Here is a 19,279-nt window from a genome sequence, read left to right on the forward strand (position 1 = left end):
AAGTACATCGCGGGCAAGGCCACCTACAAGCGCCAGATCCTGGAGCTGGGTGGCAATGACCCGATCATCGTGATGGAGGACGCGGACATCGAGGAGGCTGCGACGCTGGCTGCCAACGGGTCGTACAAGAACTCGGGGCAGCGTTGCACAGCGGTGAAGCGCATGCTGGTGCATGAGTCGGTCGCTGACCGCTTCGTCGAACTGCTGGTGGAAAAGACCCGCGCGCTGAAGTACGGCGACCCGATGGACCCCGACACCGACATGGGCACCGTGATCGATGAAGCGGCGGCCAAGCAGTTCGAAGCCGTCGTCAACGAAGCCATCGCAGCAGGCGCCAAGCTGCTGTACGGCAACGAGCGCCGCGGCGCGTTGTACTCGCCCACCGTGCTCGACCACGTCGACCCCGAGATGACCGTCGCCAAGCACGAGACCTTCGGCCCCGTGTCGCCGGTGATCCGCTTCAGGAACATCGACGAGGCGATCCGCATCTCGAACGGCACGGCCTACGGTTTGTCGTCGTCGATCTGCACCAACCGCCTGGACTACATCACGCGCTTCATCCGCGAGCTGAACGTAGGCAGCGTGAATGTGCGCGAAGTGCCCGGCTACCGCCTGGAGCTCACGCCCTTCGGCGGCATCAAGGACTCGGGCCTGGGCTACAAGGAAGGCGTGCTCGAAGCGATGAAGAGCTTCACCAACACCAAGACCTACTCGCTGCCCTGGTAACCATGAGCCTCAGCATCCCCGACATCGTCGGCCTCTTCGAGACCAAGGGCCACGCGCAGTACGACGGCGAGCCGGTCACGCAGCTGGAGCACGCGCTGCAGTCGGCGCACCTGGCCGAGCAGGAGGGCGCGGACAGCGCGCTGATCGCTGCCGCCCTGCTGCACGACCTGGGCCACCTGCTGCACGACTTCGGCGGCACGCCGACGCAGCAGGGCCTGGACGACCTGCACCAGTACCGCTGCCTGCCGTTCCTGCGCGCGCTGTTCGGTCCGGCCACGCTGGAGCCGATCCGGCTGCATGTGGACGCCAAGCGCTTCCTGTGCGCGCGCGTGCCCGGCTACCTGGAGGCGCTGTCGCCCGACTCGAAGCGCAGCCTGCAACTGCAGGGCGGCGTCTTCGACGAGGCACAGGCCCAGGCTTTCGAGACGCTGCCGTATGCAATGGACGCAGTGCGCCTGCGGCAGTGGGACGACACGGCCAAGCTGGCCGATGCCGACATGCCCGGCCTCGCGCACTTCGTGCGCCACCTCGAGATCAGTTCCGCCGAACACCGGCAAGCCCTCACCACCGCTTAAGGCACACGGATGCGCCCCTTCTGGATCGAACAAGCGCTCTTCAACGATGGCGATCTGGCACCGGCGCTGCAAGGTGAAACCACCGCCGACGTCTGCATCGTCGGTGGCGGCTTCACCGGCCTGTGGACGGCCATCCAGGCCAAGCTGCAGGCGCCCACGCTCGACATCGTCATTCTCGAAAGCGACCTGTGCGGCGCCGGCGCGAGCGGACGCAACGGCGGTTGCCTTCTCACCTGGTCGGCCAAGTTCCTGACCCTGCGGCGGCTGTTCGGCGAAGACGAGGCGGTGCGTCTCGTGAAGGCGTCGGAAGCGGCGGTGGGGCACATCGCCGACTTTTGCGCGGCGCACGGCATCGACGCCGAGCTGCGGCGCGACGGCACGCTCTACACCGCGACCTCACAGGCGCAGATCGGCACGCTCGATCCGATGATGCAGGCGCTGGAGGCGCGCGGCATCCATTCGTACCACGCGCTGCCGCCCGACGAAGTGGCGCGGCGCTCGGGCTCGGCGCGCAACCTGGCCGGCGTGTACTCGCCGATCGCCGCCACCGTGCATCCGGGCAAGCTGGTGCGCGGACTTCGGCGCGTGGCGCTGGCCATGGGCATCCGCATCCACGAGCGCACGCCGATGCTCGACTTCAGCACCGACCAGCCCGTGGTGGTGCACACGCCCACCGGGCGCGTGCGCGCGAAGAAACTGGTGCTGGCGATGAACGCGTGGATGGCCAGCCGCTTCCCGCAGTTCGAGCGGACCATCGCCATCGTGTCGAGCGACATGATCATCACCGAGCGCTGCCCCGAGCTGCTGCAGCAGATCGGGCTGACCGACGGCGTGTCGGTGCTCGACTCGCGCACCTTCGTGTACTACTACCGCAGCACGGTCGACGGCCGCATCATGCTGGGCAAGGGCGGCAACACCTTTGCGTGGGGTGGCCGCATGGCCAAGGTGTTCGACGAGCGCTCGCCGTACGAGGGCGAGCTCACGCAGGCGCTGCATTCCTTCTTCCCGGCACTGAGCAACACGCCGATCACCGCGAGCTGGAACGGCCCGTCCGACCGCTCGGTGACGGGCTTTCCGTTCTTCGGCAAGCTCGACGGCGCGCCGCACATCTACTACGGCTTCGGCTACTCGGGCAACGGGGTGGGGCCGACCTACATGGGCGGGCAGATCCTGTCGTCGCTGGTGCTGGACCAGGACAACGCATGGACGCGCAGCCCGATCACGAACGGGCCGCTGGGCTACTTTCCGCCGGAGCCGATGCGCTATGTGGGCTCGATCGTCGTGCGCAACGCGATCCGCCGCAAGGAACGCGCTGAGGATGAGGACCGCCAGCCGTGGCTGGTGGACCGCATGCTCAGCAAGCTCGCGAACGCCGCAGGCAAGGCCGACAAGGCCTGACCTGCGGTGCCGCGATATCAGCGGTTCGAGGGGAACGAGAACATCGTGCCTTCACGCACGCCGGCCGAGGGCCAGCGCTGCGTGACGGTCTTGCGCTTGGTGTAGAAGCGCACGGCGTCGGGGCCGTAGGCGTGCAGGTCGCCGAACAGCGAACGCTTCCAGCCGCCGAACGAGTGGTACGCCACGGGCACCGGCAGCGGCACGTTGATGCCGACCATGCCGACCTGGATGTTGTCGCTGAACCAGCGCGCGGCCTCGCCGTCGCGCGTGAAGATGCAGGTGCCGTTGCCGTACTCGTGCGCGTCGATCAGGTCCATGGCTTCCTGCAGCGTCTTCACGCGCACCACGCCGAGCACCGGGCCGAAGATCTCTTCCTGGTAGATCGTCATGCCGGGCTTCACGTGGTCGAACAGGCAGGCGCCCAGGTAGTAGCCGCCTTCGTGGCCTTCGACCTGGATGCCGCGGCCGTCGACCACCAGCTTGGCGCCGGCAGCCACGCCCGCGTCGACGAAGGCCTTGACCTTCTCGAAGTGCGGCTGGGTCACCAGCGGGCCCATGTCGTTGCCGTTGTCGGTGCCGGGGCCGACCTTCATCTTGGCGATCTCGACCTTCAGGCCCTCGACCACCGCGTCGGCCGTGGCGTCGCCCACGGCCACCACCAGCGGGATCGCCATGCAGCGCTCGCCGCACGAGCCGTAGGCCGCGCCCATGAGCGCGCTCACGGCGTTGCCGATGTCGGCGTCGGGCATCACCACCGCGTGGTTCTTGGCGCCGCCGAGTGCCTGCACGCGCTTGCCGTGGGCCGTGCCCGTGGTGTAGATGTATTCGGCGATGGGCGTGGAGCCCACGAAGCTCACGGCCTTCACGCGGCGGTCGGTCAGCAGCGTGTCGACCGCTTCCTTGTCGCCGTTGACCACGTTCAGCACGCCCGGCGGCAGGCCGGCCTGCAGCGCGAGTTCGGCCATGAACAGCGTGGAGGAGGGCGTGCGCTCCGAGGGCTTCAGCACGAAGGTGTTGCCGCAGGCCACGGCCATCGGCCACATCCACAGCGGCACCATGACCGGGAAGTTGAACGGCGTGATGCCGGCCGCCACGCCCATGGCCTGGAACTCGCTCCACGAGTCGATCGACGGGCCGACGTTCTTGCTGTGCTCGCCCTTGAGCAGCTCGGGCACGTAGCTGGCGTACTCGACGTTCTCGATGCCGCGCTGCAGCTCGCCGTGCGCATCGGCCAGCACCTTGCCGTGCTCGGCGGTGATGAGCGCGGCGATGGTGTCGGCGTTTTCTTCGAGCAGCGTCTTCAGGCGGCTCATCACGCGGGCGCGCTTGAGCGGCGGCGTGTTGCGCCAGGCCGGGAAGGCGGCCTGCGCCGAGGCGATGGCCTGCTCGACCGTGAGCTTGTCGGCGAGTGCCACGCTCTTGGCCGACAGGCCGGTGGCGGGGTCGAACACCGGCTGCACGCGGCTGCCGCCGCCGACGTGCTTGCCGTCGATGAAGTGGCCGATGGTGGCGGTGACGTTCTTGTCGTGTTGCATGTCTTGGTATCTCGAAAGGGGATCAGTTGGTTTCGGCGAGGGCGTCGGCGAGGGCGTTGACCATGCGGTCGATCTCGGCCTTCTCGGCGATGAACGGCGGGGCGAGCTGGATCGTGTCGCCGCCGTAGCGCACGTAGAAGCCCTTCTTCCAGCAGTTCATCGCGATCTCGTAGGGGCGGCGCGCGGGCTCGCCCGGCAGCGCGGCGATGGTGATGCCGGCGGCCAGGCCGTAGTTGCGGATGTCGGCCACGTGCTTGCTGCCCTTCAGGCTGTGCACGGCGTTCTCGAAATGCGGGGCCAGCGTCTGCACGCGGCCGATCATGTCTTCCTTCTGGAGCACGTCGAGCGCGGCGATGCCGGCGGCGCAGGCCACGGGGTGCGCGCCGTAGGTGTAGCCGTGCGGGAACTCGAGCATGTACTCGGGGCCGCCGGCGGCCATGAAGGTGTCGTAGATGTCCTTGCTGGCCACCACGGCGCCCAGCGGCTGCGCGCCGTTGGTGACCTGCTTGGCGATGTTCATGATGTCGGGCGTGACGCCGAAGGCATCGGCGCCCGTGAGCGCGCCGCAGCGGCCGAACCCGGTGATCACTTCGTCGAAGATCAGCAGGATGTTGTTCGCCGTGCAGATGTCGCGCAGGCGCTTCAGGTAGCCCTTGGGCGGAATCACCACGCCGGCCGAACCGGCGAAGGGCTCGACGATCACGGCCGCGATGGTCGAGGCGTCGTGCAGCGCAATGAGGTCGAGCAGGCGGTCGGCCAGCTCGGCGCCGCTTTCGGGCATGCCGCGCGAGAAGGCATTGCTGGCCAGCTGCGTGTGCGGCAGGTGGTCGGCCTCGACGCCCTGGCCGAACAGCTTGCGGTTGGCCGCGATGCCGCCCACCGAGATGCCGCCGTAGTTCACGCCGTGGTAGCCCTTCTCGCGGCCGATCAGGCGCGTCTTGCCGGCCTGACCCTTGGTGCGCCAGTAGGCGCGCGCCATCTTCAGCGAGGTGTCGGCGGCTTCGGAGCCCGAGCCGGTGAAGAACACGTAGTCCAGGCCGGCGGGCGTCAGTTCCTTGATCTTGTTGGCCAGTTCGAACGAGAGCGGGTGGCCGAACTGGAAGGCGGGCGAGTAGTCGAGCTTGGCGATCTGGCGGCTCACCGCCTCGGTGATCTCGGGGCGGCCGTGGCCCAGGCCCGAGCACCACAGGCCCGACAGGCCGTCGAAGATCTTGCGGCCGTCGTTGTCGGTGAAGTAGGCGCCCTTGGCCTCCACGATGATCCGCGGATCGGCCTTGAAGTTGCGGTTGCCGGTGTAAGGCATCCAGTGCGCCTCGAGCCAGGCGGCGTCGGTGCGCGCGGTGGGCGTGGGTTCGATGGCGGGTGTGGCGAGGGTCATGGCGCATCCCGCGCAAGGCGGGCTCCGGGGGTGAAGGGATGCGCCGATTGTTCGCAACGCCTTCAGTGTGGAGAATGGCGCAATATCAATGTTCACTTGACGATCCATGCAAGTAAAGGCCAAGGCCTCGCCCGCCGACGAAACCGCTGCCCAGGGCACCCGCAACCGCGCCGTGCTGGGGCAGCTCAGCGACATGGACCTGCGCCTGCTCAAGGTGTTCAAGAGCGTGGTCGACTGCGGCGGCATGGCGGCGGCCGAACTGGAGCTGAACATCGGCACCTCCACCGTGAGCCGCCACGTGAAAGACCTGGAAACCCGCCTGGGCCTGGTGCTGTGCCGGCGCGGCCGGGCGGGCTTTGCGCTCACGGCCGAGGGCCAGCGCGTGTACGACGAGACGCTGCGCCTGCTGGCCTCGGTCGACGCCTTCCGCGGCAGCATCGACGACATCCACAACCGCATGGGCGGGCAGCTCGACGTGGCGCTGTTCGACAAGACCGCGACCAACCCGAAGGCGCGCATCGGCGAGGCCATTGCGCGCTTCACCGAGATCGCGCCCGAGGTGAACCTGGCGGTGCACGTGGGCTCCATCAACGCCATCGAGCAGGGCGTGCTGGAGGGCAACTTCCAGATCGGCATCATCCCGGCGCACCGCAGCTCGAAGAGCCTCGTCTACGCCGACCTGTTTGATGAAACCATGCTGCTGTACTGCGGCCAGGGGCATCCGCTGTTCGACAGCCCGCACGGCAAGCTCACCTGGTCGAAACTGGGCGAGCACCATTTCGCGGGGCTGGGGTATCACTCGCCGAACATGGAACTGAGCCACCGGGCGAGGCTGTCGCGCAAGGCGACGGGGTTCGACCAGGAGGCGATCGCGACGCTGATCCTGTCGGGGCGCTTCCTGGGCTTCTTGCCCGACCACTACGCGCAGGTGTTCGAGCAGCGCGGGCTGATGAAGGCGGTGCTGCCGGCGCGCTTCAACTATGCGTGCCGGTTCGTGAGTTTGCTGCGGCGGTCGCCGAAGCCTTCACGGGCGGTGTTGGCGTTTCAGGCGTGTCTGGAGAAGGCGCATGGCGGTGCGAAGATCTGAAGGCACTGAAACCACCCCAGATGACCGAAACACCACTGCGTATTCGTCCTGCACTTGCGTCGGAACACCGGGCACTCGAAGACTTGCAGCGGCGCGCATCGCTCGCGAACCCTGGCGATCGCGAGGCGATTCAGTCCGACCCGGACGCCATCGAACTGCCTCTGGCCCAGATCGTCGATGGCCGGGTGTTCGTGGCAGAGATCCATGGCGTGACGGCGGGATTCGCTGTCGTGCTGCCCAACGATGACGGCAGCGCCGAACTCGATGGATTGTTCGTCGAGCCCGAGGCATGGCGTCGCGGCATCGGCAAGGCATTGGTCGCGCACTGTGTCGAGCTTTCCCGGCGCCAGGGTGCGTCGGCACTCCACGTCACCGGCAATCCGCACGCCGGGTCGTTCTACTTGCGCTGTGGGTTCGAGGCGAACGGCACCGTCGCCGTGCGCTTCGGCAGCGCCGAGCGGTTCCGCAAGGTCTTCTAGACCTTTGTGGTGCTATCGCTGCCCGCTGGGCAGCAACAAATGCTTAGCGCCAATGTGCGCTTCCATCTCATGCATGTGGTGCTCCGCATCCACCATGTGCTCCACCATCAGCCGCCGCACCTCGTCCGCATCTTCCTTGCGGTAGGCCGCCAGCAGCTGCGTGTGATAGTCCACGTTGGTCTCGCCGAAGTGGTGGTGGTCCAGCGCCTTCTTGTAGACGACGAGGTCGCGCAGCAGGTCGTTGAGAAAGCGGCACATGAAGGACAGCACCGGATTGGGGCAGGCCTCGGCCAGCATCGTGTGAAAGGCCAGCTCGGCCTCGCGCTGGGTGCGCAGCTCGTCCTCGTTGGTCGGCTCGATGGTGCACAGGCGCACGTTGTCTTCGAGCCGCGCGAACTGCTCGGGCGTGAGCCGCCCGACCACGCTCACGGCCAGTTCGGGCTCCAGCGCCTTGCGCAGCTGGTAGATGTGGTGGCCGTCCAGGTGGTGAAAGTGCAGGAAGTTGCGCAGCGGCTCCGACGCATGGTCGACCGACACCTGCTGCAGGTACGCGCCGCCGCCGGGGCCGGTGCGGATCGAGATCAGCCCGCGCACCTCGAGCGCCTTCAGCGCCTCGCGCACCGTGCTCTTCGAATAGCCGAAGAGCTCGATCAGTTCCTTCTCGTTCGGTAGCCGGTCGCCGGGCTGCTTGCGCTCGGCAACGATCCATCGCTTGACGTCTTCGACGATGACGTCCGAGAGCTTTTGCCGCTTCGGAGGGTTGTGCCCCACTCTCATCAAAACGCTCCATCCATGCACATCGGGAGATGCGCGGGATGCGCAACAGCGCGCGATCTTAACGGCGTCATCGGCAGGGTCGGGTTGGGTTTGGGCACGGGGCTTGCTAACGGGTTTTTACCAACATATTAATCCTATTTATCCGCTTAAATTGCCGGCGATCGCAGGCACTGTGTTTTCTTCCCCACTTTCCACACCACGACCGGAGAACCCCATGCAACGCAGACAACTCCTTCAGCTGGCCGCCCTGTCGGCCGCCCCGGCTTCGCTCCTGATGAGCCGCTCGGTCTTCGCCCAGGCCACCGACGCGATCCGATTCGGTGCGCCGGTGCCCATGTCGGGTGCCTTCGCGGCCAACGGCAAGTTCGCCGACCTGGGCACCAAGCTGGCGATCGAGCAGTACGGCAAGGTGCTGAACCGTCCGCTGGCCTACACGGTGCTCGACACCGAGGGCAAGCCGGCCACGGCCGTGCGCAAGGTGCAGGAAGCCTCGCAGCAGCAGGGCGCGAAGTTCTTCGTCGGCGGCATCCTGTCGTCGGAAGCGCTGGCCATGGGCAAGGAGGCCGAGAAGGCCGGCGGCCTGTTCATCACCACCGCGGGCGCCGACGAGATCACCGGCAAGGACTGCAACCCCGCCACCTTCCGCTGGTCGGTGCCCACCTTCGGTGCCATCGAGCAGACGGTGCGCCCGCTGATCGCGGCCATGCCCAAGGCCAAGCGCTGGTACACGATCACGCCGCAGTACGTCTTCGGCGACGGCCTGCTGAGCGCGGCCAAGACCATCTTCCAGGAGAAGGGCATCGAGCACGTGGGCAACAGCTACCACTCGCTCAACGACAAGGAGTTCAGCGGCTACCTCACCAACGCCATGGCCGCCAAGCCCGACGTGCTGCTGCTCTTGAACTTCGGCGCGCAGTCGTCCGCCGCGCTGCGCCAGGCGGTGAGCTTCGGCATGCACAAGAACATGACGATCCTCATGGCCTGGGCCTCGGGCCTGGAGCAGTTCGACGAGCTGGGCGCCGACCTGTGCGACGGCGTCTACTTCGGTGCGCAGTACTGGCACACGGTCGACACGCCGCTCAACAAGGACCTGGTGAAGCGCACCGCCGACAAGCTCAAGATCGTGCCCAACTACAGCCTGGCCGGCTCGTACATCTGCACCAAGATCCTCATCGACGGCATCGTGAAGGCCGGCACGGTCGACCCGAAGGCGGTGGTCGCGGCGCTCGAAGGCATGAAGTTCGACGGCCTCACGGGCGTGGAAGAAATCCGCAAGGCCGACCACCAGGTCATCAAGGACTACTACCTGCTCAAGGGCAAGGCGAAGTCGAAGATGGCCAACCCGGCCGACTACGTGGACGTCGTCAGCTCCGGCAAGTCGTTCCTGCCGATCGACAAGACCGGCTGCAAGCTGGCCTGACGCCGCCCGGCTTCGCGCCGCGCCCGCGCCGTTTTTTGGGCGCGGGCAGGGCGCGTGCCGCCTGCACGTTTGCCACCCCCACGACACCTATGTCCGTCTACCTGCTCCAGACCATCAACGGAATCGGCATCGGCATGCTGTATTTCCTGCTGGCCGTTGGCTTGTCCATCGTGTTCGGCCTGCTGCGCTTCGTGAACTTCGCGCACGGCGCTTTCTACCTGCTGGGCGCCTACCTGTGCTTCCAGGCCATGCAGTGGGGCCTCAATTTCTGGGCCGCGCTCGTGCTGGTGCCGCTGTTCGTAGGCGCGCTCGGCTGGCTGGCCGAGAAGCTGCTGCTGCGCCGCGTGTACGCCAAGGCGCACGAGTTCCACATCCTCGTCACCGTGGGCCTGGCGCTCGCGGTGCAGGAGATCGTCATCGTGTTCTGGGGCCCGCTGGGCAACAGCGTGCCCACGCCCGACCTGCTGCAGGGCGTGGTGATGTGGGGCAGCTTCATCTACCCGAAGTACCGGCTCTTCGTGATCGGCTTCACCGCCGTGCTCGCGGTGGGGCTGTGGTGGGTGCTCGAGGGCACGCGCCTGGGCAGCGCCGTGCGCGCGGGCAGCGAATCGACCGAGATGGTCTCGCTGCTGGGCATCAACGTGTTCCGCGTGTTCAGCCTGGTGTTCGCGCTCGGCGCGGCCACGGCGGCGCTGGCCGGCGTGCTGGCCGCGCCGATCCGCGGGGCCGAGCCTTTCATGGGCGTCGAGGCGCTGGGCGTGGCCTTCGTGGTCGTGGTGATCGGCGGGCTCGGCAGCTTCAGCGGGGCACTGGTCGGCGGCGTGCTGATCGGCATCGTGCAAAGCCTCATGAGCACCATCTGGCCGCCCGGGGCGAGCCTGATGATCTACATCGCGATGGGCGCCGTGCTGCTGTTGCGCCCGCATGGCCTGCTCGGCCGCAGAGGATGAACGCGCCATGCCAAAGAAATACACCTTCCTGCTGGCGCTGATCGTCGCGCTCGCGCTGCCGCTGTGCATGCGCTCGGGCTCGCTCGCGAGCGAAGTGCTCATCTACGCGCTCGCGGCCCTGGGCTGCAACCTGCTGCTGGGCTACACGGGGCTGCTCTCGTTCGGCCAGGGCATCTTCTTCGGGCTGGGCAGCTACACCATCGCGATCCTGCTCACGCGGCTGCAACTGCCGATGCCGCTCGCGCTGCTCGCTGCCATCGGCATGGGCGCGCTGGGCGCGGCGGTGGTCGGCTGGGTCGCCATCCGCCAGCGCGGCACCTACTTCGTGATGCTCACGCTGGCCTTCGCGCAGATGTTCTATTTCATCGCCTACACGGCCTCGGGGCTCACGGGCGGCGACAACGGCCTGCTCGACGTGCCGCGCCCGGCCTTCATGGACACGCCGTGGAAGTACTACGCCTTCGTGGCGGTGATCTTCCTGGCCGCGTTCGCGCTGCTGCTCAAGGTGACCGACTCGGTCTTCGGCCGCACGCTGCTCGCCATCCGCGACAACGAGGACCGCGCCGCTGCCGTGGGCTACGACCTGAAGCGCTTCAAGCTGCTGGCCTTCGTGATCTCGGGCGCCGTCACCGGCCTGGCCGGCGGCCTGCACGCCATGATGACCGGCATCGCGCCGCTGTCGAACGCCGAGTACCACACGAGCGAAATGATCCTGGTCATCACCGTGATCGGCGGCACCGGCAACCTGTTCGCCTCGGTGCTGGGCTCGGCCTTCTACGTGCTGCTGGCCGACTGGCTTTCCACGCTGTGGCCGCGCTGGCTGCTGCTGCTGGGCCTGCTGCTGATCGGCGTGAGCATCGGCATGCAACGCGGCCTCTGGGGCCTAGGCGAAAGCGCCTGGCGCCGGGTGTTCCGCAAGACGCCTGCTGCGGAAAAGGCGCCGCTGGCACAGGGAGAAAAAGCATGACCGAGATCCTCATCGAAGCCATCGGCGTCACCAAGCATTACGGCAAGTTCGCCGCGCTCGGCGGCGTCGATCTGAAGATCAAGCGCAACACCGTGCACTCGGTGATCGGGCCCAACGGCGCGGGCAAGACCACGCTCTTTCACATGCTCACGGGCACCGGCACCACCACGGGCGGACGCATCCTGTTCGACGGCCACGACGTGACGCGCGAGCCCGACCACCAGCGCGTGCAGCGCGGCATGGCGCGCTCGTTCCAGGTCACGAGCCTGTTCCCCAGCCTGTCGGTGCGCGAGAACCTGCGCGTGGCGGCGCAGGGCGTTGCGCCGCGCCAGGCCATGAACTGCTGGCGCGCACCCATCGGCGAGCGCGCCTGTGCCGACACGGTGGCCGAGGTGCTCGCGCGCGTCGGCCTCGAGCGACTAGCCGACACGCCCGCCAGCGTGCTCTCGCACGGCCAGCAGCGCCGCCTCGAAGTGGGCATGGCGCTGGCCGCGAAGCCCAAGGCCATCTTCCTGGACGAGCCGACCTCGGGCATGGGCATCGACGACCTCGACGACATGAAGCAGCTCATCCGCGGCCTGCGCGACGCACACACCGTGGTGCTGATCGAGCACAACATGAACATCGTGATGGACATCTCCGACACCGTGACCGTCATGCAGCTGGGCCGCGTGCTGGCCGAGGGGCTGCCGGGCGACATCCGCTCGGACGCGCGCGTGCGCACGGCGTACCTGGGCAACATGATCACGGGAGGCAAGGCATGAGCAACATCCTCGAAGTCGAAGGCCTGCACGCGCACTACGGCAAGAGCCATGTGCTGCAGGGCGTGTCGCTCACGGTGGGCGAGGCCGAACTGGTCACGCTGCTGGGCCGCAACGGCGCGGGCAAGTCGACCACGCTCAAGAGCATTGCCGGCGCCGTCACGCCCACGAAAGGGCGCGTGCGCTTCCAGGGCGCGGACATCGCGGGCCAGCCGCCGCACCGCATCGCCACGCGCGGCGTGTGCCTGGTGCCCGAGCACCGCGGCATCTTCAAGCTGCTCACGGTGGAAGAGAACCTGCTGCTCGGCCTGCGGCGCGATTCGCCCTGGCAGCTGGCCGACATCTACCGCATCTTTCCGCGCCTGAAGGAGCGCCGGCGCAACGGCGGCGGGCAGCTGTCGGGCGGCGAGCAGCAGATGCTGGCCATCGGCCGCGCGCTCATGAACCACCCGCGCCTGCTGATCCTGGACGAGCCCGTGGAAGGCCTGGCGCCGGTGATCGTGGAAGAGATCGTCGCGCAGCTCAAGACCATCAAGGCCGCGGGCGTGGCCATCCTGCTCGTCGAGCAGAACCTCGAGGTCTGCGTGCAGCTGGCCGACCGCCACTACATCGTGGAGCAGGGCGTGATCGTGCACGAGGCCGGCAACGCCGCCTTCATGGCCGACCACGACGTGAAAGACAGATACCTCGGCGTCGGTCTCGCCTGAACCGCCCTTCATTCGTCACAAAAATCATGAACACAACGAACGAACTTTCCGCTGCAACGGACGTGCGCGCCCTGCGCGTGAACGGCCAGCGCCTCTGGGACTCGCTGATGCAGCTCGCGCAGCTCGGCGCCACCGAGAAGGGCGGCGTGTGCCGCATCGCGCTCACCGACCTCGATCGCCAGGGCCGCGACCTCTTCACGCGCTGGGCGCGCGAGGCTGGCTGCGAGGTGCGCGTGGACGCCATCGGCAACATCTTCGCGCGCCGCGCGGGCCGCAACAACGCGCTGCCACCCATCACCACCGGCAGCCACATCGACACGCAGCCCACGGGCGGCAAGTTCGACGGCAACTATGGCGTGCTCGCGGGGCTCGAAGTGATCCGCAGCCTGAACGACGCCGGCATCGCCACCGAAGCACCGCTCGAAGTGGCGGTGTGGACCAACGAGGAAGGCTCGCGCTTCGTGCCCGTGATGATGGGCTCGGGCGTGTTCGCCGGCGCCTTCACGCTGGAGCACGCGCTCGCGCAGCGCGACACCGAAGGCGTGAGCGTGGCCGAGGCACTGTCGGCCATCGGCTATGCGGGCGCCGTGCCCGCCTCGGCGGCGGCGTCGCCGGTCGGCGCCTACTTCGAGGCGCACATCGAACAGGGCCCGGTGCTCGAAGCCAACGAACGCGTCATCGGCGTGGTCGAGGGCGCGCTGGGCCAGCGCTGGTACGACGTGGTGGTGCAGGGCATGGAAGCCCATGCCGGCCCCACGCCGATGGAGCTGCGAAAAGATGCGCTGCTGGCCGCCGCCGAACTCGTGGTCGAGGTGAACCGCATCGCGCTCGCACACGCGCCGCACGGGCGCGGCACGGTCGGCTGGATCGACAACTACCCGAACTCGCGCAACGTGATCCCGGGCCGCGTGAAGCTCAGCGTCGACCTGCGGGCGGCCGACGACGTGGTGCTGTCGGCCATGGACGCAGCCTTGAAAGAAGCCGTGCAGCGCATCGCGACCAAGGGCAAGGTCGAGGCGACGGCCGAGCAGGTCGTGTACTTCCCGCCGCAGCCGTTCACGCCCGCGCTGGTGTCGGCCGTGCGCGAGGCCGCGCAGGACCAGGGCATGACGTGGATGAACGTGATCAGCGGCGCCGGCCACGACGCCGTGTACCTCGCGCGCGTGTGCCCCGCGGCGATGATCTTCGTGCCCTGCCTGGACGGCATCAGCCACAACGAGATCGAGGACGCGCAGCCCGACCACCTCGAAGCCGGCTGCAACGTGCTGCTGCAGGCGATGCTGCAGAGCGCGGGAGTGGCCGCGTGAAGGCGGCGCTTCGCCGCGTCGGCCTTCACTGCGTGCTGGCGATGGGCATGGTCGCGGCGTCGACGGCGGCCCTGGCGGCTGGAGAGCCGATCCTGGTCGGCCAGTCCGCGGTGCTCACCGGCCCGTTCACGCCGAACAGCCTCGCGTTCATGGAAGGCCAGACGCTGTTCCTCGACCAGTTGAACAAGGCGGGCGGCGTCGGTGGCCGGCCCGTCAAGATGATCACCTACGACGACGCCTACATCCCCGAGAAGGCCGCGGCCAATGCCGAGAAGCTGCTCGGCACGGACCGCGTCGTCTGCTTGTTCGGAACCATGGGCACGGGCATCGGCGCGGCCATGGTGCCGGTGGCGGCGAAGTACGACAGCTTCATCTTCGGCGGGCTGACCGGCGCGGCGGTGCTGCGCGGGCCGAAGGTGCCGATCTTCCACGTGCGGGAGTCGTATGCCGACGAGGTCTCGCGTGTGATGAACCACCTGACGACCGTGGGCCTGACGCGCATCGCCATCGTCTCCAGCGATGACGCCTACGGCAAGGGCATCGAGAAGGACGCGCTGGCCGCGCTCGAGAAGAACAAGCGGCCGGCCCTGCTGTCGCTGCGCTTCGATCCGAAGGAAAAGGACCATCCTGCCATCGCGCAGCAGGTCATCGCGAGCGGGGCGCAGGCGGTGTACGTCATCGCGGCCGGCACGCCGGCCATCAACATCATCCGCTCGCTGGTGGCCGCGCCCATCCATCCGCAGATCTACACGAACTCGGTGGCGAGCTCGTTCCTTCTGTACAAGGAACTCGGCGACAAGAGCCGTGGCATCGTGCTGTCGCAGGTGGTGCCGCCGTTCTGGAAGACACGCTTTCCCATCGTCGACGAATACCAGCGCGCGCGGAAGGCCGCGGGCAGCGAAGGCGAAGGCTCCTACCTGGGGCTGGAGGGCTACATCACGGCCAAGGCCTTTGCGGAATCGCTGCAGCGCGTGAAGGGGCCGATCACCACCGAATCGCTGCGCCGCAGCATCGAGAACTCGCCGCCCATGAACCTGAATGGCTTCACGGTCGCGTTCCGTCCCGACAACCGCAACGGCTCCAGCTTCGGCGACATCACCATGCTGGGCAGCGCCGGAAAGTTTGCCCAATGAAAGTCCTGATCGCACGTCTCAACCACGAGACCAACACCTTCTCGCCCGTGCCCACGCCGCTCTCGGCCTTCGGGCCCGACGGCCCGACCTTCGGGGCGCAGGCCTACGCCGACAACAAGGGCATGCGCACCGCGATGTCGGCCTTCATCGACCTGGCCGAAGCGGCCGGCGCGCAGCTCGTCACGCCGGTGTCGGCCTCGGCCAACCCGAGCGGGCCGGTCGATGCACAGGCCTACACCACGCTCACGCAGTGCATCGTCGATGCGGCGCCGGGTTGCGACGCGATCCTGCTCGACCTGCACGGCGCGATGGTGGCGCAGAACAGCACCGACGGCGAAGGCGACCTGCTGGTGCGCCTGCGCGCCGCGGCGCCCGGCGTGCCGATCGGCGTGGCGCTGGACCTGCATGCCAACGTGACGCCCGCGATGGTGGAGAACGCCGACGTGATCGTCGGCTTCAAGACCTACCCGCACGTCGACATGTACGAGACCGGCGAACACGCCGGCCGCCTGCTGTTCGACCTGCTGGCCGGGCGCAGCCAGCCGCACATGCGCTGGCGCCAGCTGCCGCTGATGGCGCACACGCTGCGCAGCGCCTCGTTCACGGGCGCGATGCAGCGGGCCATCGAGGCGGCGCGCGCGGCGGAAGAATCCGAGTCGCTGGCGGTGTCGATCCTGGCGGGCTTCTCGCTGTCGGACATCACGGCGCCGTGCATGAGCGTGATCGCGGTCGATGCCCAATCGCCCGCGCGCGCGCAGGCCACGGCCGACCGCATCGCGGCGCAGATGTGGGCCGAGCGCGAAGCCTTCATCTACCGCAGCGAGCCGCTGGCCGACTCGGTCGCGCGCGCGAAACTCATCGCCGGTGGTGCGACTCGACCGGTGCTGCTGCTCGACCACGGCGACAACTGCATGTCGGGCGGCAGCTGCGACACGATGGACGTGCTGCAGGAAGCACTGGCGCAGGGCCTGGACGGCATCGGCGTCGGGCCGCTGTGCGACCCCGAGGCGGTGGCCGCGCTGGTCGCGGCGGGCGAGGGCGCCGAAGTGACGGTGGCGCTGGGCAACAAGGTGTCGCTGGAAGGCATCGGCCTGAAGAAGACGCCCGTGCGGCTGACCGGCATGGTGCGAACCATCAGCGACGGTGAGTACGTGATCACCGGCCCCACCTACACCGGCCAGCGCAGCAGCATGGGCCGCACGGTGCTGTTTGACATCGGCGCGGCGCGCATCGTCGTCACCGAGCGCACGCAGGAGCCGTGGGACATCGGCGTGTTCGAGTGCGCCGGGCTCGACCCGCGCACCGAGCGTTTCCTGCTGCTGAAGTCGCGCATGTACTGCCGGCCGGTGTTCGAGCCGCTGTCGGCGGCGCTGGTGGAGTGCGACAGCCCGGGCGTGACGAGCTCGGACTACAGCCTGTTCCCGTTCAGCCAGGTGCGCCGGCCGGTGTTTCCGCTCGATGCGAACGCGGCGATGGACGCGCCGGCATAACCTGCCACGTCATCGACGCGCGGCGCGTGCCCCGCGACCATTCCTTCACCCCGCGCCGTTGCGGGTCGAACCCACGAAAGGAACAGTCGCCATGAACACCGCCGCCCACGACGCCCATGCCATCGCCACGGGCTACATCGCCGTCTGGAACGAGACCGACGCCGCGCGCCGCGCCGCGCTCATCGACGCCGGCTGGACCGCCGACGCCCGCTATGTCGACCCGATGGCGCAGGCCAGCGGCCACGAGCAGATCAGCGCGCTGGTCGGCGCGGTGCACCAGCGCTACCCGGGCTTTCGCTTCCACCTGCTGGGCAAGGCCGAGGCGCACGGCGACAACCTGCGCTTCTCGTGGACCCTGGGCCCGAGCGGTGCCGACGACCTGATCCAGGGCACCGACTTCGCGCAGGTCGACGCAGGCAAGCTGCGCATGGTGACGGGCTTCCTCGACAAGGTGCCCGTGGGCGCCTGAAAGGGTTAGGGCCTGTTCACACTATTTCTAGCGTCGCGTTGGCTGGCAAAGGGGCTGGCTGCAAGGCGCCCGTGCGCAGCAAGGCTGAAGCCTTGCAAGCGCGGGCAACGCCGCAGACGGCCCCTTTGCCAGCCAACCCGAAGGGAAGGTCTGCCGCGGCGGGCCACTCGGCGTTGCGCTCCTTGCGTGTGCGCATGCACACGCGGCGTCACGCGCCTTGATTGGCCCGCCGCGGCAGACCTTCGCGACGCCAGAAATAGTGTGAACAGGCCCTAGGTCAGTCGCCCGCCGGCCGACCGCGCCAGAGCTTGCGGTAGACGGTGGCCCGGCTGATGCCCAGCGTGCGCGCCGCCTCGGCCACGTTGCCGCGCGCGTCGCTCACCGCCTTGCGGATCAGGGCGGTTTCCACGTCGCGCAGGCGGGGGCGGCCATCGGTGGCGTCGCCGGGCATGCCGGGGACGCCGCCATGCTCGCTGCCGCCACGCTGGGCCCGCACCTGCACGCGCAGGCCCGACCACAGCGGCACCTCGAGCATGGCGTCGCCGCGCCGGGCGGCGTCGAACATCATGTGCAGCGGCAGCGCGAACAGGTCGTTGAAATGCAGGCCGCCGGCATGGCAGACCAGCGGCTGGTGCAGCATCTGCCGCGCCGCCGCGTTGGCGCCGGTGACATGGCCGGCGGCGTCGATGCACAGCAGGCCTTCGGTGGTTTCGCTGCTCGGGCAGCCGGGCCAGAGCAGGCGCAGCAGCAGCTCGCAGGGCTCGCGTTGCACCAGCAGGTTCTCGATGCTGCGCGCCGACAGGGTGGCCAAGTGGCGCAGTTCGGGCCGCTCGACCACCTGCACGCCCGTGAGGTCGAGCATGCCGATGCAGTCGCCCCGGGGCCCGAAGAGCGGGGCGCCGGCGCAGCTGTACACACTGGTGTCGTCAAAGAAGTGTTCACCCCGGTGCAGCCACACCGATTCCTGCTCGGCCAGCGCCGTGCCGATGGCGCTGGTGCCGATGGCGCTTTCGGACAGGTCGACGCCGATACGTCCGATGTCGCGCGCATAGCGGGCGGCGGGGTCGGTGCCGTCGGGCAAGGTACCCACGTCGACCACGATGCCGCGGGCGTCGGTCAGGATGGCGAAATAGCGGGTGTCGGCGATGGCGCGCGAGAGCCGTTCGATCACCGGACGCGCCGCCGTGACCAGGGCCCGGTTGCATTCCGTGACCTCGCGGCTGGCGGTGCGGCTCACGGGCTCGAAGCTCACGCGCTGCTGGGGCCGGCGGCCGGCCTCCAGGCAGCGCTGCCAGGAGCGGGTAATGCCCGGGTCGACCCGCACGCTGCCGCGCGGGCGGGGGCCGTCGCCGTCGATCAGCTCGCGGCGCGCCTGCGCAATGGCCAGCGAGCGCTCAGCAGGAGGGGGGACGGCGGAAGCGGACATCATCGTGAAAGTTCTTCTTCGCGCGGGGAGGGCTGCTTTTGCGGGCCGGCCGGTTGGCAAGCTGTTTCATTTTGAGAATTTCCCGCGCTCTGTGCAAGTGTCAAGGGTTTTTGCCTAGGATAGTGCGAAAGGGCGGCATCCAAGATGCCTCGCTGAACCAGCCATCACCTTTCACGGAGACAGCCACATGCAGGTCGCTTTCAAGGTCAACGGCCGGCCGGTCACGGTCGACGCCCCACCCAACACCTTCCTTGTGCACGCGATCCGCGAGCACCTTCACCTCACCGGCACCCACGTCGGCTGCGACACCGCCCAGTGCGGCGCCTGCACGGTCCACCTGAACGGCCGCGCGGTCAAGTCGTGCAACATCCTGGTCGCGCAGGCGGCCGGCGCCGACGTCACCACCATCGAGGGCGTGGCCGCCGCCGATGGCACCATGCACCCCATGCAGGCGGCCTTCAAGGAATGCCACGGCCTGCAGTGCGGTTTCTGCACCCCGGGCATGGTCATGAGCGCCATCGACCTGTGCACCCACCACCCCAAGTCGAGCGAATCGGAGATCCGCGAGCTGCTCGAGGGCAACCTGTGCCGGTGCACGGGCTACCAGAACATCGTCAAGGCCGTGAAGATGGGCGGCGAGGCCATGGCATCGGGCAATCCGGTGCCGACCCAGCAAACCACGGTCACGGCCTGA

19 protein-coding genes are annotated in these 19,279 nt (G+C 68.2%); 15 read left to right on the forward strand and 4 right to left on the reverse strand.

The features are described 5' to 3' along the window. From AC1RL8_RS07475 to AC1RL8_RS07485, 3 genes are all read left to right on the forward strand, one after another. Positions 1-726, forward strand: a 726-nt coding sequence (locus AC1RL8_RS07475) for an aldehyde dehydrogenase family protein (protein WP_492684884.1), incomplete at its 5' end; no start/stop codon positions are given. A gap of 2 nt (positions 727-728) precedes the next feature. Next, complete coding sequence (locus AC1RL8_RS07480; protein WP_492677868.1) at positions 729-1,301, forward strand: phosphonate degradation HD-domain oxygenase; 573 nt, start codon at positions 729-731, stop codon at positions 1,299-1,301. A 9-nt stretch (positions 1,302-1,310) separates the two neighbouring features. Further along, on the forward strand, positions 1,311-2,699 hold the full coding sequence (locus tag AC1RL8_RS07485) for an FAD-dependent oxidoreductase (RefSeq protein ID WP_492684885.1): 1,389 nt from the start codon (positions 1,311-1,313) through the stop codon (positions 2,697-2,699). Between the two features lie 17 nt (positions 2,700-2,716). Here AC1RL8_RS07485 and AC1RL8_RS07490 read toward each other — a convergent pair whose 3' ends face one another. Beyond that, a complete protein-coding gene (locus AC1RL8_RS07490; RefSeq protein ID WP_095744313.1) occupies positions 2,717-4,234 on the reverse strand; it encodes a CoA-acylating methylmalonate-semialdehyde dehydrogenase in 1,518 nt (505 codons plus the stop codon). 22 nt (positions 4,235-4,256) lie between these two features. After that, positions 4,257-5,612 carry an omega-aminotransferase AptA gene (gene aptA, locus AC1RL8_RS07495; protein WP_095744314.1) on the reverse strand — a complete coding sequence of 452 codons (1,356 nt, stop codon included), beginning with the start codon at positions 5,610-5,612 and terminating at the stop codon, positions 4,257-4,259. Positions 5,613-5,718: 106 nt separating this feature from the next. Between aptA and AC1RL8_RS07500 the strand changes: the two genes are divergently transcribed. Both AC1RL8_RS07500 and AC1RL8_RS07505 read left to right on the forward strand, forming a co-directional pair. Continuing rightward, the gene (locus AC1RL8_RS07500) at positions 5,719-6,699 is read left to right on the forward strand and encodes a LysR family transcriptional regulator (RefSeq protein ID WP_492684886.1); all 981 of its coding nucleotides are present in this window, start codon (positions 5,719-5,721) and stop codon (positions 6,697-6,699) included. Positions 6,700-6,719: 20 nt separating this feature from the next. Continuing rightward, positions 6,720-7,178: a GNAT family N-acetyltransferase gene (locus tag AC1RL8_RS07505; protein WP_062468758.1), complete on the forward strand. Its 459-nt coding sequence runs from the start codon at positions 6,720-6,722 to the stop codon at positions 7,176-7,178. Positions 7,179-7,190: 12 nt separating this feature from the next. Here AC1RL8_RS07505 and AC1RL8_RS07510 read toward each other — a convergent pair whose 3' ends face one another. After that, positions 7,191-7,955, reverse strand: a complete 765-nt coding sequence (locus AC1RL8_RS07510; RefSeq protein ID WP_139701861.1) for a FadR/GntR family transcriptional regulator — start codon at positions 7,953-7,955, stop codon at positions 7,191-7,193. 214 nt (positions 7,956-8,169) lie between these two features. Between AC1RL8_RS07510 and AC1RL8_RS07515 the strand changes: the two genes are divergently transcribed. From AC1RL8_RS07515 to AC1RL8_RS07555, 9 genes are all read left to right on the forward strand, one after another. After that, positions 8,170-9,375, forward strand: a complete 1,206-nt coding sequence (locus AC1RL8_RS07515) for an ABC transporter substrate-binding protein (protein WP_307584874.1) — start codon at positions 8,170-8,172, stop codon at positions 9,373-9,375. A gap of 89 nt (positions 9,376-9,464) precedes the next feature. Then, complete coding sequence (locus tag AC1RL8_RS07520) at positions 9,465-10,325, forward strand: branched-chain amino acid ABC transporter permease (protein WP_095744319.1); 861 nt, start codon at positions 9,465-9,467, stop codon at positions 10,323-10,325. Positions 10,326-10,332: 7 nt separating this feature from the next. Further along, on the forward strand, positions 10,333-11,292 hold the full coding sequence (locus tag AC1RL8_RS07525) for a branched-chain amino acid ABC transporter permease (protein ID WP_492684887.1): 960 nt from the start codon (positions 10,333-10,335) through the stop codon (positions 11,290-11,292). Beyond that, on the forward strand, positions 11,289-12,056 hold the full coding sequence (locus AC1RL8_RS07530) for an ABC transporter ATP-binding protein (protein ID WP_492684888.1): 768 nt from the start codon (positions 11,289-11,291) through the stop codon (positions 12,054-12,056). Before AC1RL8_RS07525 ends, AC1RL8_RS07530 begins: the two co-directional genes overlap by 4 nt. Then, positions 12,053-12,760, forward strand: a complete 708-nt coding sequence (locus tag AC1RL8_RS07535; protein WP_070063982.1) for an ABC transporter ATP-binding protein — start codon at positions 12,053-12,055, stop codon at positions 12,758-12,760. Before AC1RL8_RS07530 ends, AC1RL8_RS07535 begins: the two co-directional genes overlap by 4 nt. A gap of 26 nt (positions 12,761-12,786) precedes the next feature. Further along, positions 12,787-14,067: a Zn-dependent hydrolase gene (locus AC1RL8_RS07540; protein WP_492684889.1), complete on the forward strand. Its 1,281-nt coding sequence runs from the start codon at positions 12,787-12,789 to the stop codon at positions 14,065-14,067. Further along, the gene (locus AC1RL8_RS07545) at positions 14,064-15,200 is read left to right on the forward strand and encodes an ABC transporter substrate-binding protein (protein ID WP_492684890.1); all 1,137 of its coding nucleotides are present in this window, start codon (positions 14,064-14,066) and stop codon (positions 15,198-15,200) included. The genes AC1RL8_RS07540 and AC1RL8_RS07545 overlap by 4 nt, the downstream gene beginning before the upstream one ends. Further along, a complete protein-coding gene (locus tag AC1RL8_RS07550; RefSeq protein WP_492684891.1) occupies positions 15,197-16,690 on the forward strand; it encodes a M81 family metallopeptidase in 1,494 nt (497 codons plus the stop codon). Before AC1RL8_RS07545 ends, AC1RL8_RS07550 begins: the two co-directional genes overlap by 4 nt. 91 nt (positions 16,691-16,781) lie before the next feature. Beyond that, positions 16,782-17,159, forward strand: coding sequence for a nuclear transport factor 2 family protein (locus AC1RL8_RS07555; protein WP_492684892.1), 378 nt, complete (start codon positions 16,782-16,784; stop codon positions 17,157-17,159). A gap of 277 nt (positions 17,160-17,436) precedes the next feature. Here the strand turns inward: AC1RL8_RS07555 and AC1RL8_RS07560 are convergent, their stop codons facing one another. Then, positions 17,437-18,585 (reverse strand): helix-turn-helix domain-containing protein, encoded by a 1,149-nt coding sequence (locus AC1RL8_RS07560; RefSeq protein ID WP_447748668.1) that lies wholly within the window; start codon positions 18,583-18,585, stop codon positions 17,437-17,439. Between the two features lie 187 nt (positions 18,586-18,772). Between AC1RL8_RS07560 and AC1RL8_RS07565 the strand changes: the two genes are divergently transcribed. Next, complete coding sequence (locus AC1RL8_RS07565; RefSeq protein WP_062468730.1) at positions 18,773-19,279, forward strand: (2Fe-2S)-binding protein; 507 nt, start codon at positions 18,773-18,775, stop codon at positions 19,277-19,279.

It is taken from the genome of Variovorax sp. GW822-FHT04E09 (genome assembly GCF_058800845.1).

Coding starts and splice junctions, on each gene's coding strand:
- AC1RL8_RS07525 (WP_492684887.1), top strand. CDS start 10,333: ATGCCAAAGAAATACACCTTCCTGCTGGCGCTGATCGTCGCGCTCGCG.
- AC1RL8_RS07535 (WP_070063982.1), top strand. CDS start 12,053: ATGAGCAACATCCTCGAAGTCGAAGGCCTGCACGCGCACTACGGCAAG.
- AC1RL8_RS07565 (WP_062468730.1), top strand. CDS start 18,773: ATGCAGGTCGCTTTCAAGGTCAACGGCCGGCCGGTCACGGTCGACGCC.
- AC1RL8_RS07490 (WP_095744313.1), bottom strand. CDS start 4,234: ATGCAACACGACAAGAACGTCACCGCCACCATCGGCCACTTCATCGAC.
- AC1RL8_RS07560 (WP_447748668.1), bottom strand. CDS start 18,585: ATGTCCGCTTCCGCCGTCCCCCCTCCTGCTGAGCGCTCGCTGGCCATT.
- AC1RL8_RS07505 (WP_062468758.1), top strand. CDS start 6,720: ATGACCGAAACACCACTGCGTATTCGTCCTGCACTTGCGTCGGAACAC.
- AC1RL8_RS07520 (WP_095744319.1), top strand. CDS start 9,465: ATGTCCGTCTACCTGCTCCAGACCATCAACGGAATCGGCATCGGCATG.
- AC1RL8_RS07510 (WP_139701861.1), bottom strand. CDS start 7,955: ATGAGAGTGGGGCACAACCCTCCGAAGCGGCAAAAGCTCTCGGACGTC.
- aptA (WP_095744314.1), bottom strand. CDS start 5,612: ATGACCCTCGCCACACCCGCCATCGAACCCACGCCCACCGCGCGCACC.
- AC1RL8_RS07500 (WP_492684886.1), top strand. CDS start 5,719: ATGCAAGTAAAGGCCAAGGCCTCGCCCGCCGACGAAACCGCTGCCCAG.
- AC1RL8_RS07480 (WP_492677868.1), top strand. CDS start 729: ATGAGCCTCAGCATCCCCGACATCGTCGGCCTCTTCGAGACCAAGGGC.
- AC1RL8_RS07530 (WP_492684888.1), top strand. CDS start 11,289: ATGACCGAGATCCTCATCGAAGCCATCGGCGTCACCAAGCATTACGGC.
- AC1RL8_RS07550 (WP_492684891.1), top strand. CDS start 15,197: ATGAAAGTCCTGATCGCACGTCTCAACCACGAGACCAACACCTTCTCG.
- AC1RL8_RS07540 (WP_492684889.1), top strand. CDS start 12,787: ATGAACACAACGAACGAACTTTCCGCTGCAACGGACGTGCGCGCCCTG.
- AC1RL8_RS07515 (WP_307584874.1), top strand. CDS start 8,170: ATGCAACGCAGACAACTCCTTCAGCTGGCCGCCCTGTCGGCCGCCCCG.
- AC1RL8_RS07485 (WP_492684885.1), top strand. CDS start 1,311: ATGCGCCCCTTCTGGATCGAACAAGCGCTCTTCAACGATGGCGATCTG.
- AC1RL8_RS07555 (WP_492684892.1), top strand. CDS start 16,782: ATGAACACCGCCGCCCACGACGCCCATGCCATCGCCACGGGCTACATC.